Source organism: Herpetosiphon geysericola (assembly GCF_001306135.1).
Taxonomy (GTDB): domain Bacteria; phylum Chloroflexota; class Chloroflexia; order Chloroflexales; family Herpetosiphonaceae; genus Herpetosiphon; species Herpetosiphon geysericola.
The window spans coordinates 256,109-271,815 of record NZ_LGKP01000015.1 but is presented as its reverse complement, the minus strand read 5'-3'; the positions used below and the strand labels follow the sequence as shown (position 1 = coordinate 271,815).

The 15,707-nt window shown below is 49.9% G+C and carries 16 protein-coding genes; 12 read left to right on the top strand and 4 right to left on the bottom strand.

Going from position 1 to position 15,707, the window contains the following annotated elements:
• Positions 1-26: 26 nt before the first annotated feature.
• The gene (locus tag SE18_RS27130) at positions 27-242 is read right to left on the bottom strand and encodes a hypothetical protein (RefSeq protein ID WP_152976600.1); all 216 of its coding nucleotides are present in this window, start codon (positions 240-242) and stop codon (positions 27-29) included.
• Positions 243-478: 236 nt separating this feature from the next.
• Positions 479-859 (bottom strand): hypothetical protein, encoded by a 381-nt coding sequence (locus tag SE18_RS09920; RefSeq protein WP_160319492.1) that lies wholly within the window; start codon positions 857-859, stop codon positions 479-481.
• 191 nt (positions 860-1,050) lie between these two features.
• On the opposite strand from SE18_RS09920, the gene SE18_RS09915 reads away from it, so the two are divergent.
• Positions 1,051-1,263, top strand: coding sequence for a hypothetical protein (locus SE18_RS09915; protein WP_054534287.1), 213 nt, complete (start codon positions 1,051-1,053; stop codon positions 1,261-1,263).
• Here the strand turns inward: SE18_RS09915 and SE18_RS09910 are convergent.
• Complete coding sequence (locus tag SE18_RS09910; protein ID WP_054534286.1) at positions 1,260-1,700, bottom strand: hypothetical protein; 441 nt, start codon at positions 1,698-1,700, stop codon at positions 1,260-1,262. The genes SE18_RS09915 and SE18_RS09910 overlap by 4 nt on opposite strands.
• A 249-nt stretch (positions 1,701-1,949) precedes the next feature.
• Between SE18_RS09910 and SE18_RS09905 the strand changes: the two genes are divergently transcribed.
• The gene (locus tag SE18_RS09905) at positions 1,950-2,624 is read left to right on the top strand and encodes a DUF4397 domain-containing protein (protein ID WP_083469814.1); all 675 of its coding nucleotides are present in this window, start codon (positions 1,950-1,952) and stop codon (positions 2,622-2,624) included.
• A gap of 73 nt (positions 2,625-2,697) precedes the next feature.
• Here SE18_RS09905 and acs read toward each other — a convergent pair whose 3' ends face one another.
• Entirely contained in the window at positions 2,698-4,659 is a 1,962-nt protein-coding gene (gene acs, locus SE18_RS09900; protein ID WP_054534284.1) for an acetate--CoA ligase, read from the bottom strand.
• Between the two features lie 360 nt (positions 4,660-5,019).
• On the opposite strand from acs, the gene SE18_RS09895 reads away from it, so the two are divergent.
• From SE18_RS09895 to SE18_RS09850, 10 genes are all read left to right on the top strand, one after another.
• On the top strand, positions 5,020-6,276 hold the full coding sequence (locus SE18_RS09895; RefSeq protein WP_054534283.1) for a glycosyl hydrolase family 18 protein: 1,257 nt from the start codon (positions 5,020-5,022) through the stop codon (positions 6,274-6,276).
• A gap of 92 nt (positions 6,277-6,368) precedes the next feature.
• Entirely contained in the window at positions 6,369-7,376 is a 1,008-nt protein-coding gene (locus SE18_RS09890; protein ID WP_054534282.1) for a hypothetical protein, read from the top strand.
• Positions 7,376-7,843, top strand: coding sequence for a hypothetical protein (locus SE18_RS09885; protein ID WP_054534281.1), 468 nt, complete (start codon positions 7,376-7,378; stop codon positions 7,841-7,843). The genes SE18_RS09890 and SE18_RS09885 overlap by 1 nt, the downstream gene beginning before the upstream one ends.
• A 24-nt stretch (positions 7,844-7,867) precedes the next feature.
• Positions 7,868-8,161 (top strand): hypothetical protein, encoded by a 294-nt coding sequence (locus SE18_RS09880; protein WP_201783485.1) that lies wholly within the window; start codon positions 7,868-7,870, stop codon positions 8,159-8,161.
• A gap of 104 nt (positions 8,162-8,265) precedes the next feature.
• Positions 8,266-10,356, top strand: a complete 2,091-nt coding sequence (locus SE18_RS09875) for a metallophosphoesterase (protein ID WP_054534280.1) — start codon at positions 8,266-8,268, stop codon at positions 10,354-10,356.
• Positions 10,357-10,577: 221 nt separating this feature from the next.
• Positions 10,578-10,895: a hypothetical protein gene (locus SE18_RS27465; RefSeq protein WP_054534279.1), complete on the top strand. Its 318-nt coding sequence runs from the start codon at positions 10,578-10,580 to the stop codon at positions 10,893-10,895.
• Positions 10,876-12,138: a sensor histidine kinase gene (locus tag SE18_RS09865; protein WP_054534278.1), complete on the top strand. Its 1,263-nt coding sequence runs from the start codon at positions 10,876-10,878 to the stop codon at positions 12,136-12,138. The genes SE18_RS27465 and SE18_RS09865 overlap by 20 nt, the downstream gene beginning before the upstream one ends.
• Complete coding sequence (locus SE18_RS09860; RefSeq protein ID WP_054534277.1) at positions 12,135-12,977, top strand: response regulator; 843 nt, start codon at positions 12,135-12,137, stop codon at positions 12,975-12,977. Before SE18_RS09865 ends, SE18_RS09860 begins: the two co-directional genes overlap by 4 nt.
• Before the next feature lie 575 nt (positions 12,978-13,552).
• On the top strand, positions 13,553-15,073 hold the full coding sequence (gene exaC / locus SE18_RS09855; RefSeq protein ID WP_054534276.1) for an acetaldehyde dehydrogenase ExaC: 1,521 nt from the start codon (positions 13,553-13,555) through the stop codon (positions 15,071-15,073).
• 69 nt (positions 15,074-15,142) lie between these two features.
• Positions 15,143-15,544, top strand: a complete 402-nt coding sequence (locus tag SE18_RS09850; protein ID WP_054534275.1) for a DUF779 domain-containing protein — start codon at positions 15,143-15,145, stop codon at positions 15,542-15,544.
• The last annotated feature ends 163 nt before the right edge of the window (positions 15,545-15,707 follow it).

Below are 15,707 nucleotides of genomic sequence, written 5' to 3'. Positions count from 1 at the left end.
CTCTCTAAATTGATGATCGATGAGGTTTAGTAGAAATAATCTAAGGTTGCGCTACGGCGTAAATACCAAATAATCACAACACTAAGGCCAAGCGAAAGCCAATCTGATAGATCAAAGCTCTCGATAAACAGCGTCAAGCCCAAAACTACCACCGAAACCGATTCAAGCCCAACTCCCAGTCGGCGGATGCGCTCACGTTGCTTGAAAATGCCCCATGTCATAATGGCGTATAACACTGCCATGACAAAATACAATCCTAATTTCAGCAACGTAATCAAGGATATTGAGCCAAACCACGGTAGTAGCCGATAAACCGATACGCTGGTTATGAATCCCAGCAATAGCGATCCTAAGCCATAGCGTACACCAATCAGCTTGAGGGCAATCGGGGCGGGTAATTTAGTCTGATTTGCGGGAACGCTATACATACTCTCTCCAGTAGTTCAAAATCTTCATAGACAGGATACGTGGAAGCTGGTTAATGGTTGCAAAGTGCTATAATCTCATGGCGGGTCAGATACCAAAGGCTGATAATCGCCAGCCCACAATCCACGAGACCAAAAATTGTCCAGCCTACGAAAAAGCTCAATCCATAGGTAACAATGCGTAGCGATTCAAACAACACTGCTGTGCGCCGTGCTTCGGCTTTTCGCCGAATTAAGTGCTTGCCAACCCAACCAAAGAGCCATGCTATCGCTCCAAACACCAGCCAGATAAATAATTGGGTACCAAAATCAGCGCTAGAATGCTCAATAATAGTTGTATAAATAAGCATTGCAGCGGTTAGATAGGAGCGCCAACTAATTAATCGAAGGGCCAAAGGCAGCGAATTTGCGGTTGAATGGTCGCTTTGCATCATAATCCTCACACTCTTTTACTACCACAACATACGCTGCCGACGATTTTTGGTTACTCCAGAGTTGTTGCATAGGCTTTGGGGCTACCGTTACACGAGGGGTAAACAATAATAAGCTGCTACTCCCAATGACGAATGAGAAGCTAACCAGCTATTTTGAGAATTTGTTGACTGATGGTTTAAGGAGCTATTCAATGCACTATGAAATTGTCGTTCGAGCCGAAGCCGGCCAATTTCGCGCGATCTGTCCGCAAATTGCGGGAATTGTTGGCTATGGTACAAGCGCTGGTGCGGCACTTGATGCAGCAATAGCAGCATTGCAAAGCTATTGCCTCCAACACAACTTGCCCACGCCACAGCTTGAGGTGACGCGGGCAAATCTCAAACCATTGGTTGGGCGAGCTTAGCCGAGGGTCGTGATGGCGGGCACGCGATTGAACATCCAAAAGGCAATTGGCAAGCCCAAGCCAAACGTAAACCCAGCAATCGCCCATGCAGCGCCCAGCCAAATGCCGCTTAGCCACCAACCAACCAACACAAAATAGATTGCACGCACAAGAAACGCTTGTTGAGGGCGAGCTTGGCCAACCACAACATGACCATGTGCAACCACAATCAGCGGCGCATTGGCAGGGTTGGGGCGCAAAGTCATGATTTGAGGCAACCGATTGAGCAACATCAAGCCCAACGGCAAGCCAATGACGCTGAGAATTAAGAACCACGCCAACCCTGTCACCAATGCCCCCAACCACAAGCCCACACAAATAAACCAGAGGCCGCGAATCAGACAGCCCGGCCCACTAGTGCCATTGTGGATAATTACGGTTGGTGGTTGATAGTTCATTGCGATTCCCTTTCTAACTCAAAATGCTTGGGCCTAGCATAGCGTATGGTGTATTGCACAAATGTGGATATGCCAAGTTTAATGAAATCAATTTTTGCCAATTTGCAAAATTGCTCAAATTTTAGCCATCTTCAATACATCCATTCAAAACCACGTCGCGTAGAACAAGACAATAGCGCTATAACGAGTTGAGATGAGCCAAGGTAAAAACAGTTTCATTGAAGATTGTTGTTTCTGGAGGATTCTCGAATGTTACGACGATGTATGGTTATCGCATTGGCACTGTTGGCAATTCTTGGCGTAAGCACCCCGCAAGCAACCAAAGCTGCGACGATGAACTATGTTCGGGTTATGCACGCCTCACCAGATGCACCAGCGGTCGATATTTTTGTCGATGGCAAAGCAGTGTTAACCAGCGTACCATTTTTTGCGCTGAGCGGCCAATTGGCATTACCAGATGGAACCTATACCATTGATATTGCTCCAGCCGGCGCAGGTGTTGCAGCTTCAGTATTCGAAACCAAATTAACAGTTGAAGGCGGCTATACTGGTACGGTTGCCGCAGTTGGTAGCTTAGGTTTGGGTAATTTTGATGTCAATGTCTATGATGATGATTTCTCGATGACCAAACCAGGCATGAGCCGCGTGCGGGTTATTCACGGCTCACCAGATGCACCAGCAGTCGATATTAAAATTGCAGGCACGCAAAATGTCGTCGTCAAGGGCGCTAAATTCGGCGATGCAGCTACCTTAGAAGTGCCAGCAGGCAGCTATAGCTTTGATATTAGCCCAGCAGGCAGCTCAACTGTCTTGTTTACCACACCAGCCTTGCGCTTTGAATCAGGTTGGGGCTATAGCTTGGTCGCAAGCGGCTTTGCTAGCAAAAACTTCTGGGTTCAATCACGCGTCGATATGGTGAAATAAGCCTTCAGCGGGGTTCTTACCAACACACAAGAGGCCAGCCCGTGATTCTCTTGATCACGGGCTGGTTTATTTTTTATTGTTCGAGGGTGCTTAAATCGCCTTCGGGCAAGCCCAAGGCTCGGGCTTTGAGCACGCGGCGCATAATCTTGCCTGAGCGGGTTTTGGGCAAGCTGGCCACAAATTGCACATTTTCGGGCCGCGCAATTGGCCCCATCATCTTGCCAACGTGCGCAATTAAGGTATCTTCGAGATCTTGGTTGGCTTCATAGCCATTTTTGAGAATCACGTAGGTGTGGATGGCATTGCCCTTAACTTCGTGCGGCAGGCCAATCGCGGCAGCTTCGGCAACTGATGGATGCGAAACCAAGGCCGATTCGACTTCAGCAGTGCCAAGCCGATAGCCCGAAACCTTGATCACATCGTCGATCCGGCCAATGACCCAGAAATAGCCATCTTCGTCTTTGCGCGCAGAATCGCCAGCAGTGTAGACGCCTGGAATCCGGCTCCAATATTGTTCGATATAGCGATCAGGATTGTTGTAGATGGTGCGCAACATCGAAGGCCATGGATTGCGAATAATCAACAAGCCATCTTCATCATCGCTAGCATGTTCGCCTTGTTCGTTGACCACATCAGCATCGATGCCAAACGATGAACGGGTGCCGGAGCCTGGCTTGAGTGGCGTGGTTGGATTGGGCGTAATCATCATACTGCCAGTTTCTGTTTGCCACCACGTATCCATAATTGGGCAATTGTTGCGGCCAATTACCCGATGATACCAGCGCCATGCTTCGGGATTAATCGGCTCGCCCACTGAGCCAAGCAAGCGCAACGAACTCAGATCGTGACGATTGGGCCAAGCTTCGCCAAAGCGCATCAAGCCGCGAATCGCAGTTGGCGCGGTGTAGAGTACAGTCACGCCATAGCGCTCGACGATATTCCACCAGCGATTGGGGAAGGGAAAGGTTGGCGCGCCTTCGTACATCACTTGGGTTGCGCCAAGCATCAGCGGGCCATAAACAATGTAGGAGTGGCCAGTCACCCAACCAGGATCAGCGGCACACCAATATACATCATCTTCTTTTATGTCAAGATTAAAGTGGAGCGTGGTTGCCACCCCAACTTGATAGCCACCATGGCTATGCACCAAGCCCTTGGGCGTGCCGGTCGTGCCCGAGGTATAGAGCATATACAAAGGATGTTCTGCATCAAGTTGCTCGGTTTCGCATTTGGGCGAGGCGATTGGCAGCGCCATCAATTCCTCGTACCACAAATCGCGGCCTTGCTGCATTTCGACCTCGTGGTCAGTGCGCTTGACCACAATCACAATTTCGACAACTGGCGAGTGCTTAATCGCATCATCGGTAATCTTCTTCAGCTCAATCACTTTGCCGTTCATATAACCGCCGTCGGCAGTAATCACAACTCGCGATTGGGCATCTTGGATGCGGGTTTGCAGGGCTTCGACGCTAAACCCGCCATAAACGACGCTATGCATCGCGCCAATTTTGGCACATGCCAGCATTGCAATCACAATTTCGGGAATCCGTGGCAGATAAATTGTGACCCTATCGCCTTTTTTAACGCCCATTGATTTGAGCACATTAGCAAATTTGTTCACGCGCTTGAACAATTGCCAATAGCTATAGGTTTTGTTATCGCCCTTTTCGCTTTCCCAAATCAAGGCCAACTTGTTTTTGCGCCAAGTTTTAACGTGGCGATCAAGCGCATTGTGGGCGATGTTGATTTTGCCATCGTTGAACCATTGATAGAATGGGGCTTTGCTATCGTCGAGCACCTTGCTAAATGGCACATACCAATCGACGAGGCGAGTTGCCATGTCGGCCCAGAATTCCTGATAGTTTTCAATCGACCATTGACGCATGGTTTCGACATCGGCGAAGCCTTTTTCGCGGGCGTAGGCCATCACGTTCGAGTTTTCAACTAAGGCAGCAGGTGGGTAGTAGAGTGCTGATTCAGCGGCGTTGCTTGCCGAAAATTGCCCAACAGTTGTTGGTGCAGCATTCTCAGTCATTGAGATGCCTCCTAATTATTACTCACAAGCGGCGGGACAAGTGCGAGGTCTGCTTCAATTGTAGCCTTGATGATCGGTTCGTGTCAAAATCAACGAGGGGTCTATAGGCTATTGGCTTTGGGCTTTGGGCTATCTTGAGCCTCCACAACCTAGTTCCGCTCGCCTATAGCCTATAGTCATCAGCTAATAGCCTTTTTTGACTTTTGCCTTCTGCCTTTTGATTTTGGCTATGCGCTATGTTCTATGCTCTTTGTTCTCTGTTCTTCTGCCTTTAATCTAGCTTTTCTTGGAAAGCCATGTTTAATCGGTTATACTTTGGGTGGTCTTTTGCTAAGCATTTCTTTGATCGAGTGAATTGTTATGTTTCGTCATCTTTTTCGTGGGGCTGTGGCAATCGGAATTTTGGTTTGGATCGTGTTTCTCTGGCAGTTTATCGATTTACGAATCAAACATAGCCGCGCCGCTGATGCCGCCGCCCAAGCCCTGCTACCTCGCCCAACCTCAACCGCCTTGCCGATGCCGACCTTCGTTGCGCCAACCTTGCAGCCGTTGCCAAACACGGTTGCCGATGGCCAAGGTGGCTCTGAGCTGCCTGCGAGCGCCAACGATGTGCGCGGCGTGCACCCTAAAACTGGGCGCTATGTCGCTGCTTGGCTACCAACCTCGTTTGATGCAGAAGCCGCCCGCGCTACCTTCGAGGCCAATAAAGATATTCTCGATGAGGTCAGCCCATTTTGGTATGGTGTACGACCCGATGGCACGCTGATCGCCGATATTGGCTCGCGTGATGCAGAATTGGTGCAGATTGCCAAAGAAAATAATGTTCTGATCATTCCAACCATTCATAATATTGAAGATTTGGAAGCTGCTTCAGTGGCCTTGGCTACGCCAGAAAGCCGCACCAACCATATTAAAATTATTATGGAAGAAGTGCGCACCTATGGCTACGATGGCATCGACATTGATTATGAATCGCTTTCGCTTGATTATGAAGATGAATTTACCGCCTTTATGACTGAATTAGGCGCAGCGCTGCATGCAGAAAATAAATTGCTGACCGTGGCTGTGCATGCCCACACAGGCCGTCCCGATTACCAAAACTATGCAGATTTGGGCAAAGTGGTCGATCGCTTGCGGATTATGACCTACGATTATAGCTGGCGTGGCTCAGAACCAGGCCCAATTGCACCAATGTTCTGGGTCAAGGCAGTTGCCGAATATGCCAAAACCCAAGTCGACCCCAGCAAGATTCAAATTGGCATTTCGTTTTATGCCTACGATTGGCCAAATAATGGCGGCTTCGGGATCGCCCGCACCTATACCGAGGTCGAAGAAATTAAGGCAGCCTATCAGCCCCAAATTCGCTTGGTCGAAGAAGATGGCGGCCAGCAAGTGCAAGAATCCACATTTAGCTACGCGGGACGAACAGTCTGGTTTTCGAATTATCGCTCGCTGACCGCCAAAATGGAGATGATTCGCGAAAACGATTTAGCTGGGATTGCGATTTGGCGCTTGGGCAGCGAAGATCCCCAAAACTGGACTTACATTCGCGAATCGTTAAAGCAAGATCCGTTGATCGTGCAACGCTCAATCAATCGCTATATTCCAGGCCATTAATCAGAAAGGCAGAAGGCAAAGGGCAAAAGGCAAAATTCTTATTCATAGCTTGGTGATTTTGACTTCTGCTTTTTGCCTTTTGAGTTATACATATGGAACAAGGCATTACAACCTACAGTGTTGAGGCGCAGCGCTTGTATGAGCGTGGTTTGGCGGCGGCGCGCGGCGGTCAACGCCGAATTGCTGCTGGTTTGTTGACCAAGGCAGTTCAGCTTGATCCACGCCATGAGCAGGCTTGGCTTTGGCTAAGCGGAGTGCTCGACGAGCAGCGTGACATCGAATTTTGTTTGCAATCTGCGCTCAAAATCAACCCCGATAATCAACAAGCTCGCAAAGGGTTAGTCTGGATTCAGCAGCAACAACAAACCAAAGCTGCCAGCATTACCACGCCCAAGCCGCCAAGCGCCTTGCAACAAATTAGCATTCCCACCATCGAGGAGCGAGCTGCAGAAGCGGCTCCGGCGGTTGAAAAAGCGTGGTGGCAAGAATGGCGCGATTCTGAGCGCAGCGGCAAAATTGTGCGCGTCGCATCCTTGGTTGCCTTGATTCTGGCAATTAGCTTTACTGGGGTGATGCTGGCGGTGGCCAAAGGCCAGCCCTTGCCAGAAGTGCCGCCAATGCTCGAACTCGCCAACCCTAATCAGCCTGATGCACAGGCGGTAGTTGCGGCCTCGGAAATTAATCAAGCAGAGCTGTTGCGCTATTTAAGCCAAGTTGGCGAAATTCGCCAGCGCCTCGATCAAGCAGCGACCAGCTATCGCGAAACCAGCGATCGCTCGACCGTGGCCACCGAGCAAATTGAGGCTGCCAAACGCTATCGCGATGTTGTGCGCCAAGCCTACACCGATTTAGAGCGCATCAAAGCACCCGATATTTTGGCCGAAATTCACGATGAATACAAACAAGGCCTGCAATTAGAACAAGCGGCGTTTGATGATATTTTGGAATACTATACCAACTATAACGTGGCAATTGCGAACCGCGCAGCTTTGCGCTTGCAAGAAGCCGATGGTCATCTGCAACGAGCGATTGGTGGCCTCGATGCCTACAATCAAGAGCTGAGCAACCAGCAACGCGGCGATAGTTTTGGAGAACGCTAATGAGTTTACTCGCGGTTGATTTAGGCATTCGCACCGGATTTGCATGCTACAACCGCGCAGGCAAACTGGTGTGGTATCGTTCGCATAACTATGGCTCGTTGGCACGTTTGCGCAAGGGCAGCAGTGGCCAATTGGCCGAAATTAGCGATTTAAGCGTGTTGGTGCTCGAAGGCGGCGGCCAAATTGCTGATGTTTGGGAGCGCGAAGCTACCCGCCGCGACCTAGAATTGATCCGTACAAGTGCTGAGGTTTGGCGCGCAACCTTGTTATATGCTCGTGAACAACGCACTGGAGAGCAAGCCAAAGCTGTTGCCGATGAACTAGCCCGCCGCGTTATCGAATGGTCGGATGCACCACGCCCCACCTCATTGCGTCACGATGCAGCCGAAGCAATTCTATTGGGCTTATGGGCAGTGGTTCAGCTTGGCTGGCTTGCGGCAATTCCGCCCGAAGTGCGCCGACGCTAATTTTTTGCGAAGGAGTCGCCAACCTTGAGCGAACCAATCGAGCCTGAAACCGTTGATGAAGAACCGAACGAAGAACCAGCCCCACGCAAACTCAACGCCGTCGAAGCCGAAGCCTTCGATTATTCAGTCAGCAAAGCTGGCAAAGTTTTTATTAGCTGGTATGGCAAACAAGTGATGATTTTGAGCGGCCCCAAAGCCCAACGTTTTCTCGCCAACATCGCCGAGCTTGAAGGCGAGGCTGCCCAACTGGTGATGGCCAAAATCACTGGCAACTTCAAACGTGGCAACGAACGCCTCGCCAAACAACAATCGCGCTAAGTTTGTTAGTCAATTGCAATCATCCCTGCTTGGAAAAATCAGCCCAAGCAGGGATACTTGAATCAATCGAAGCTTTCCCCAAACATGTTGTGATGAGGTGAATTATGCTACTTGGAACAATTGCTGATTATCTGGTGGCGTTGGGCATGCCCAGCTCGGCCCGCACCTATTTGATCATCACAACCATCTTAGTGCTTAGTTTAATTTGGATCGAAACCTCGCACTGGGCGCATCGCAGAATTATGATGATGGAGCTTGCTGGAGCCGCGTTGTTGCTGATTAAAGTCTTTGCGGTCAGCACAACAATGCTCACCTTGGCCTTGCTGCCCTTTCCGCAACTACGAACGGTGATTGCTAGCTCGTTGGCAATTATGGGCTTGCTGACGCTCTATCGCGAGCTACGTCGCCGCTTGCGGGCTGGCGATCGCTCACCATCAAGCTACATCGGTGGGGTTTTGCTGGTAGTGCAATTTTTATGTATGGTGCTGCTCACGGTCAGCGGAATTGCCATTATTTTAGAGCTGTTGTTGGTGCCAGCCCGCATCTTGGATAGCGAAACGCGCTTTATCGATGCGATTAAAAATTGGGTTGAATTGCTGGCAACCTTGTCTGTTTTGCTGACAATTTATTATTTGGGCTTCTACCTAGTGCGGCGCTTGCTCAAAAGTGGCAGCTTCTCGTGGATCGACCCGCCCAATTGGCGCACCTTGTTGCCACATTTGAAATATACGTTAATGCCACGTTGGGGCGTGCCGCCATGGGCCGAAAGCGATTTGGCCGATACTGTGCGCATGGCCTATATCGAGCATATTGTGGGCAGCAAAGCAGCGCGCGATGTGGCCAAAGCTGCGCGAATCAAGCCTGTGCAAAACCCGCAACGTGGATTTACCTTCGCCGTGATTGGCGACCCGGGCGAGGGCGATGAATCGCAAATTGCCCCGCCGATTGTCAGCGAAAATAGCCGCCTTGCCCAACAAGGCCCGGCCAATCCTGCCTACCCAACCTTTACAATTCTCAGCTCAGATATTGTGTACCCAGCTGGCGAGTTAATGGATTATGAGCGCACGCTCTATCGACCTTATGCTAGCCAAAGCGAAACGCCACCCTTGATCTATGGCTTAGCTGGGAATCACGATTGGTACAACGATTTAAAAGGCTTGATGCTGAATTTTGGCTATGCTGCTGCCCACGTCGATAGCCGCGACCCACAGCTGCAACAATGGGCCAAAGCGCTCAAAACGGGGCCTTGGGCACGCTATGGCTATCCGTGGGGCCAATTCCGCTGGAACGAAGTGCGGAGTTTGCGCGAGCGCTATGGCCTTACAAGGCTTGGCGGCGACCTCAACGAACCGCAAACCCAGCAACGCTTGCCATTTTTTGAATTAAGCTTCGATCCTGTGCCATTTGTGTTGTTGGCGGTCGATACAGGCTGCATTGGCAATGTCGATCCGATTCAATTGGAATGGTTAGAAAGTTGCTTGCTAGCGGCCTTCAACCAGCAAAAAATCATTGCGGTTGTGCTCAGCGAGCCATTGTATGTCAATGGAGCCTTTGCCGATCACCCTGGCATGCGGCAGTTGTACGAATTGTTGCGGCGCTACGAAACCCACGTGGTTATTGGCGGCGATACCCATGCCTACCAACACTACGAATCGCGCTATATCACCTTGCGCGGAACTCAACACATTGCCCACCACTTTGTTAATGGCGGTGGTGGCGCGTACCTCAGCAAGCCTGTTGATTTACATTGGCACACGCCTAGCGGCATGACTCCCTTAGAATCGCGCTTTGTCTATCGCGACGATGATCAAGAAATTGTTGATCAGGTGATGTTGCGCGAGGTTTTTCCCACCGCCCAACAATTGCGAGCCAAATTCAACGGCAAAATCGAGGTCGAAAATCAAGTTTGGGGCTTGCGGCGCTGGTTGGTTGGCCAAGAGCCAAACATCTTAAATCTTGGCTACACCAATGCGCTAAACCACGATCGGGCGCCACTGTTGCAAAGCTTGCTGACCTTTAATGTCGATGAAACCCTGAATGGCTGGCGCTTGCGGATCACGCCGTGGTTTACGACTGGGCCTGAAAATAAGCTCGAACCTCAAGAACCGATCGATATTTTAGCCCCCGACCGGGCTAACGAGCGGGTAGTTAGCCGCGATCTGGTGCCTAGCCCAGCCAGCATTTTAGCGATTTAGCTTGGGAAAAAGCTGGGAAAAAGTTTAACCCAATTCAACCAAACGTGAGTAAACTAGGGTTGAGTAAAGCGCTGGGGAGCTAGTTGAGGAGTGCATGGTGTTGAAGTTTGATCGCGAGGCTAAACGACTTTTTTGGCCCATGATCATCATTGGCTTAGGTTGCGGGCTAGGGCTATTTAGCTGTTTGGTACTGCAATTAATGATCGAACGTTGGTAAGCTCATGTTAAGTCATCAATGGCTAATTCATGCTGTGGTTGCACTATTAACTGCGTTGATCTTGATATATAATCTTCGTCCACAAGGATTGTTCAAGCTGCTCGTATTTGGGCTGATTGGGCTATTAATTGTGGGCTGCATTGATTTTTTGCATAGCATTGTGGCTTATTTGCTGCCATTTGAGCTAGGAGCATTAATCATAAGTAGCTTGCTCAATAGCTTTATGTTGTTTTGCTGTTTTGGTTGGCTGTTTGATTACGATTATCATGCAATGGTAACCTTGCTTAAATCGCGAATTGGTTATGATTCAGCCAAGCCTTGACGAACAACAAATTCAGCAGCACTATCAGCAATTGCTTGCGCATCACAAGCGGCGGCTAATAGTGCTCATCACGCTGCTGGCATGTGGGCTGGCTTTGCCATTTACCCTCGTGCTTGGCTTGGCTGTAATCAATCAGCAGCAATCAATGGCGGTTTTTGGCTTACACCTGGCCCGCAGTCTGCTCAATCCGGTGCTGGTTTGGTGGTTGCTACAACGTAAACAGATTAATTGGGCTTGGCATGCGAGCATGCTGATTGCAATTAGCCATAATGCAAGCTTGGCGTATGCCATGCGGTCGCCGAATGTGCTTATTTTTGAATTATTTGCAGTCTGTGGTTTTGCAGTCGTCATGCCATTTTGGCAGGTTTTGGGCTACAGCAGTGGCTTGATCGGGCTGAATTATCTAGCAGCAGGTCACTCGATTATCTTCAACGAATGGTTGTTGGTGATAATTGTGGTGCTGAGCATTGTGTTGATGTGCAGCGCCATTGGCCTCGTTTCGCGCCAAACCTTACGCTACGCCAGCCAGCAACATGCCCAAACAATGCAACTGGTAGAGCAACAAAGTAGCATGCAGCAACAACTTCAAGATTTGCAGCAACATGTCCAACAGCTTAGTTTGCTCAAACACGATTTGCGCCAGCCACTAAAAAGCGTCCAAGGCTTGCTCCACCATTTAGCCTTTGAGCAACCATTCACCAGCCCCACAATCCAGCCAGCCTTGGCGGCAACCCAACGAGTCGAGCGCCAACTCAACAATTTGCTTGATCAAGCACGCCACCAATTGGCAACCCAACGCGCCAACCTGACCGGCATCGAGCTTGAGCAATGTTTGACTCAACTGCAACCAGCAATCAACGGTTTGGCAGCCTACTATACCGAACCTATCGCCAATGTAAGCCTCGAAATCGCCGCTGGCAGTCGCATTATTGCCGATCGTGAGCAATTTGAGCGGGCGTTGTTTAATCTGCTTGATAATAGTTTGAGTCGTTGCCAACAGCAGGTCGTTATTCGCAGTTTTCAGCACAACGACCATTTGGTAATCGAAATCAGCGATGATGGCGCTGGAATGCATCCAGATTTACGCGCCGCGCTGAATCGCGGCGATTTCAGCCCAATCAGCCAAGGCTTGGGCTTGAAGCAAGTGCAACAAATGCTGAAGCAAGCAACAGCAACCTTGCATGTGCTCGATTCAGCAATCGGCTGCACGCTGCATATGCGGTTTCCACAGGATGTTGAATGAGCAAGTATTGCATTATTGTTGATGATCTCGCAGTCGATCGCCAACTGGCAGCGCGCTATTTACAAGCAGCTGGTTATCAAACCAGTTTGGCCCGTTCGAGCAAACAAGCGACCGAGCAATTGCAGCACGCCTTGACGAGCTATCAGCCAAGCCAAATTCTGTTGCTGCTCGACCTGAATTTGCCCAACGATCCAGCGCTTCAGCAGGTGGTTGCATCGTCGTTGGCGGGAGCAAACCTGGCTTTGCAATTGCAAATTCAAATCGCCAATGGGAGTTTGCCGCAACTAGCAATTGTGGCCTTGACTGCGTTGAGTGCCAGCGAAGTTCATCAAACGGCAATTGCCTTTGGTTGCGATGCAGTGCTTGAAAAGCCAGCCACGCCAGATTTGGCCCAACGAATCGAGCAAGCGCTAGCAGCAAGCAACCAACAAGCGCCAATCGGCAGCCAGGCCTTGCTGAATATTTTGCGCCTGCGGCTGCTTGCGCCAACGCCAAGCCCAGCCTTGAGCGAAGAAGACCTAACCAAAGCGCTGCTTCAGCTGCATCGGCAAGGCTTGGTCGGGCTTGGAGCAAGCCATTTGGCTAAATATTTATTTCCGCATAGCACTAGTGATTATCAACGTGGGCTGCAAACCCAAGCCAAAATTGCCACCGTTATTCGAGAGGCGCTGCAATTGAATGTGTTGGAAACTTTGGCGATTTTGGAGGGTGAATTTGTGCATTTGCAGGCTCCGCAAGCCCAAGCAGAGCACTTACACCTCTCCAAAAGCGAATATTATCGTCGCCGCAAAGAGGCAATTAGGCAGCTCTACCATATTTTAGCCGAAGCAAGGGCATAGAACATAGAGCATCGTAAGTTTGGAAACCGCGAAGCGCACGAAGAGCGCGAAGCACGTTTTTTCGCCACAGATTGCACAGATTATGTTGATTCAGTTTTTGCTAGACCAATGCCATCAGCCCATAGCCTACATTTTTTTCACTTCTGCCTTTTGACTTTTGACTTTTAGCCCTCATCCTTCATCCTTCATCCTTCATTCGCTCTGCGCCTCTGCGTTAAATAAATTGATTCATGTGTTGCCCGAATACTGATTATTTTTTAGCCACAGATGCCACAGATTTGCTTGATTATGTTCTCAAAATCCAACGCCTACAGCCCATAGCCTACATTTTTTCACTTCTGCTTTTAGCCCTCATCCCTCATCCCTCATCCTTCATCCTTGATTCGTTCTGCGCCGCTGCGTTAAATCCCGATTCTCTATCCCTGCTCCCTATGTTCTATGTTCTATGCTCTATGTTCTTTCTCCTGCCTTTTGTGATATGATAGAAACACGACGTTGGAAACGCTTCACCTCTGGTTTTGGAACATCCCCCACCCATGTTGGCCCAAGCTTGAAACATGCTATTGGAGGACACTGTGGTCTACACCAATCCCAATCAGCCGGGCAGTAAGGTCAGTTTTAAGTCGCGTTATGGCAACTACATCAATGGCGAGTTTGTCGAGCCAGTCAAAGGCATGTATTTCGAAAACATCAGCCCTGTCAATGGCAAGCCGTTCTGTGAAGTTCCGCGTTCTACCGCCGAAGACATCGAAAAAGCGCTCGATGCGGCTCACGCTGCCAAAGCTGCTTGGGGTGCAACCTCACCAGCAGAACGAGCCAACATTCTGAATAAGATTGCCGACCGCATGGAAGCCAATCTTGAAATGTTGGCAGTCGCCGAAACGTGGGAAAATGGCAAGCCAGTGCGCGAAACCCTCGCCGCCGACATGCCCCTGGCAATCGATCACTTCCGCTACTTCGCTGGGGCAATTCGCGCCCAAGAAGGCACCGCCGCCACCGTCGATGAAAATACGATTGCCTATCATTTTTATGAGCCGTTGGGCGTGGTTGGCCAAATCATCCCTTGGAATTTCCCAATTTTGATGGCAACTTGGAAATTGGCCCCAGCGTTGGCTGCTGGCAATTGTGTTGTGCTCAAGCCCGCCGAGCAAACGCCCACCACAATTCTCTTGTTAATGGAATTGATCGGCGATTTGCTGCCACCAGGCGTGGTGAATGTGGTCAATGGCTTTGGTATCGAAGCTGGCAAGCCCTTGGCGAGCAGCAATCGGATTGCCAAAATTGCTTTTACCGGCGAAACCACCACAGGCCGCTTGATTATGCAATATGCCTCGGAAAATATTATTCCCGTAACCCTAGAGCTGGGCGGCAAATCGCCCAACATCTTCTTTGAGGATGTGTTGAGCAAACAAGATGCCTTTTTTGATAAAGCGCTCGAAGGCTTTACAATGTTTGCGCTCAATCAAGGCGAAGTTTGTACCTGTCCGTCACGGGCATTAATTCAAAAATCAATTTATGGTGAGTTTTTAGAACGCGCCGTCGAGCGCACCAAACGCTGTATTCAAGGTAATCCACTTGATCCTGCCACCACAGTCGGTGCCCAAGCCTCAAACGATCAATACGAAAAAATCTTATCCTACTTGGCGATTGGCCGCGACGAAGGCGCAAAAATCTTAACTGGTGGAGCTAAAGCTGAAATGAGCGGCGATCTGGCCGAAGGCTATTATATTCAGCCAACGATCTTTGCTGGCAACAACCGCATGCGCATCTTCCAAGAAGAAATTTTTGGGCCGGTAGTTTCAGTAACCTCGTTCGATGATTTTGACGATGCCTTGAGTATTGCCAACGACACGTTGTATGGCTTGGGCGCTGGGTTGTGGACGCGCGATATGAATACCGCCTATCGCATGGGTCGGGCGATTCAAGCTGGCCGCGTCTGGACTAACTGCTATCACTTGTACCCTGCCCACGCTGCCTTTGGTGGCTACAAACAATCAGGGATTGGCCGCGAAAACCATAAGATGATGCTCAATCACTATCAACAGGTCAAAAATTTGTTGGTCAGCTACGATCCCAATCCAATGGGCTTCTTCTAAATCCCAAACGGCGCACTACCGCAGGTTTTGGCTTGCGGTAGTGCTGCCAACGCAACAAGGAGTTGCATCATGACCGTTGAACGAGTGCTCGCAACCGAACAAACCACAGCCTTAATTGACAAACTCAGCCAATTGCATGGCCCACTCATGTTTCATCAATCTGGTGGCTGTTGCGATGGTAGCGCGCCAATGTGCTATCCGCGCAAAGAATTTCGGGTTGGTCAGCACGATGTGTATCTTGGTGAGATTGCTGGCTGCCCGTTTTATATCAGCGGGCCGCAATTTGAATATTGGCAGCACACCCAATTGACAATTGATGTAGTCAAAGGTCGTGGTAGTGGCTTTTCGGTCGAAGCGCCCGAAGGCGTGCGCTTTCTCACTCGTTCACGAGTGTTTAGCGATGCAGAACATGCAGAATTGCAAGCAGCAGGCCCACCACCACGCGGCCCGCAGCACGAGCAAAGAGCATAGAGCAAAGAACATAGAACATAGGATTTTGATCCACGAAGAGCACGAAGATGAGGCTATTGGCTTTTGACGTTATCCCCAAATGCCCGATAGCCTAAAGCCTTCAGCCCATAGCCATAATTCCTCTGCGCCTCTGCGTTAAAGGTTTGATCCACAAAGCGCACGA

Bases quoted from the DNA above. Each gene is read 5' to 3' on its own strand.
- SE18_RS09850 (WP_054534275.1), top strand. From the start codon at position 15,143: ATGACCGTTGAACGAGTGCTCGCAACCGAACAAACCACAGCCTTAATT.
- SE18_RS09915 (WP_054534287.1), top strand. From the start codon at position 1,051: ATGCACTATGAAATTGTCGTTCGAGCCGAAGCCGGCCAATTTCGCGCG.
- SE18_RS09865 (WP_054534278.1), top strand. From the start codon at position 10,876: ATGATTCAGCCAAGCCTTGACGAACAACAAATTCAGCAGCACTATCAG.
- SE18_RS09885 (WP_054534281.1), top strand. From the start codon at position 7,376: ATGAGTTTACTCGCGGTTGATTTAGGCATTCGCACCGGATTTGCATGC.
- SE18_RS09875 (WP_054534280.1), top strand. From the start codon at position 8,266: ATGCTACTTGGAACAATTGCTGATTATCTGGTGGCGTTGGGCATGCCC.
- SE18_RS09905 (WP_083469814.1), top strand. From the start codon at position 1,950: ATGTTACGACGATGTATGGTTATCGCATTGGCACTGTTGGCAATTCTT.
- SE18_RS09895 (WP_054534283.1), top strand. From the start codon at position 5,020: ATGTTTCGTCATCTTTTTCGTGGGGCTGTGGCAATCGGAATTTTGGTT.
- SE18_RS27465 (WP_054534279.1), top strand. From the start codon at position 10,578: ATGTTAAGTCATCAATGGCTAATTCATGCTGTGGTTGCACTATTAACT.
- SE18_RS27130 (WP_152976600.1), bottom strand. From the start codon at position 242: ATGGCAGTGTTATACGCCATTATGACATGGGGCATTTTCAAGCAACGT.
- SE18_RS09890 (WP_054534282.1), top strand. From the start codon at position 6,369: ATGGAACAAGGCATTACAACCTACAGTGTTGAGGCGCAGCGCTTGTAT.
- SE18_RS09920 (WP_160319492.1), bottom strand. From the start codon at position 859: ATGATGCAAAGCGACCATTCAACCGCAAATTCGCTGCCTTTGGCCCTT.
- SE18_RS09860 (WP_054534277.1), top strand. From the start codon at position 12,135: ATGAGCAAGTATTGCATTATTGTTGATGATCTCGCAGTCGATCGCCAA.
- SE18_RS09910 (WP_054534286.1), bottom strand. From the start codon at position 1,700: ATGAACTATCAACCACCAACCGTAATTATCCACAATGGCACTAGTGGG.
- acs (WP_054534284.1), bottom strand. From the start codon at position 4,659: ATGACTGAGAATGCTGCACCAACAACTGTTGGGCAATTTTCGGCAAGC.